Consider the following 1,043-nt stretch of genomic DNA (forward strand, 5'->3'; position numbering starts at 1 on the left):
TAATAAAAAAACGATGCAAGGGTTGATAAGGTTTTGTAAGAGCACACTTGGTATGCCCTGTCTACAATACTGATTAGCTGTCTAAAAAGCGTACCGTACCCGTCTCTAAATTATACTCCGCGCCCACCACCAGCAATTGTCCACTATTGGTTAAATCCTCTAGCGCGCGCGAGCCATGCTTAAGCTGGCTAACTGACATGCGCACGTTGGCACGGATAGAGCGGTCGACCAACTCATCTGCATCGACGTCTTGACCATTAGCGGTGGCAAGCTCATGCAAGTTATAAACGCTTGGGCGGATACGGTCAACGATGGACTGCAAATTGGGAGAGTAGTTTTGCTCCGGATTAATAAGCGTCTCCACGCAAGCGGTGACCGCGCCGCAATGTGAATGACCCAACACCACCACCAGCTTAGTGCCAAATTTTTCGGCCGCAAACTCAATCGAGCCAATCTGTGATGGCGCCACCACATTACCCGCCACTCGGATGACGAATAAATCACCCAAGCCTTGGTCAAATACAATCTCAACGGGGACGCGTGCATCCGAGCAGCCCAAAATAATGGCGATAGGATCTTGATCATTGATGAGTTCTGGGCGCTTTTGCATACAGGGATCAGTACTGGTCAAACTATCAATGTAACGTACATTGCCTTCTTTGAGCAGTGCCAGTGCTTCTTGACCAGTTTTTGGGCGGTTACTGTTAGGCATAAAGAGTCCTTTTTTATAAAAATGATTAAAATTATGAATTGCTCTAGCAGCCTGCTTTTCATACCAGCTTATCTTTTAAGCTCAGTCGTCTGCTATGGCAAATATTGTTGTATTTAACATACACAAAATTATTGTATAGGAACCAAACCAAAAAAATAGTAAAAATTCTTTATTTTAACTTGATTGCTTGCTTTGCTGCTGTCGCAAAATACTTTGAAATAAACGTACTAAATATACATATAGCTGATTCACTTTAAAACTGATACGAGTGCTACTGGAGTAAATTTTTCGCAGCCTCTGTCACGCCTGCGAACAGCAAGCAAGAAAAATT

At 43.6% G+C, this 1,043-nt stretch carries 1 protein-coding gene; it reads right to left on the reverse strand.

Annotation, left to right across the window (positions count from 1 at the left end):
- Positions 1–73: 73 nt before the first annotated feature.
- On the reverse strand, positions 74–712 hold the full coding sequence (locus ACT3TU_RS14185) for a carbonic anhydrase (protein ID WP_192523649.1): 639 nt from the start codon (positions 710–712) through the stop codon (positions 74–76).
- Between the last annotated feature and the right edge of the window lie 331 nt (positions 713–1,043).

The sequence above is a fragment of the Psychrobacter sp. AOP3-A1-26 genome, assembly GCF_052378235.1.
In the GTDB taxonomy this organism is placed as follows: Bacteria; Pseudomonadota; Gammaproteobacteria; order Pseudomonadales; family Moraxellaceae; genus Psychrobacter.

Excerpts from the sequence above, each read along its gene's own strand:
- ACT3TU_RS14185 (WP_192523649.1), bottom strand. The coding sequence starts at position 712 with ATGCCTAACAGTAACCGCCCAAAAACTGGTCAAGAAGCACTGGCACTG.